Raw genomic sequence first — 234 nt, 5'->3', positions numbered from 1 at the left:
CCTACCGCGACGAGCTGATCATCTCGACGAAGGCCGGCTACGAGATGTGGGCCGGACCCTACGGCGAATGGGGTGGGCGCAAATACATGCTGGCCAGCCTCGACCAGAGCCTCAAGCGGATGGGGCTCGACTATGTCGATATCTTCTATTCGCACCGTTTCGATCCCGACACGCCGCTGGAAGAAACGATGGGTGCGCTCGACCATGCCGTGCGCTCGGGCAAGGCGCTCTATG

General features: G+C 62.0%; 1 protein-coding gene. It reads left to right on the top strand.

Annotated elements, in window-relative coordinates; translation table 11 throughout:
* The coding region (locus EOB49_RS35960; RefSeq protein ID WP_206526241.1) for an aldo/keto reductase at window positions 1–234 on the top strand (234 nt) is incomplete at both ends.

The sequence above is a fragment of the Mesorhizobium sp. M7A.F.Ca.MR.148.00.0.0 genome, assembly GCF_003997735.1.
In the GTDB taxonomy this organism is placed as follows: domain Bacteria; phylum Pseudomonadota; class Alphaproteobacteria; order Rhizobiales; family Rhizobiaceae; genus Mesorhizobium.
This window is presented reverse-complemented; position numbering and strand designations above follow the sequence as displayed.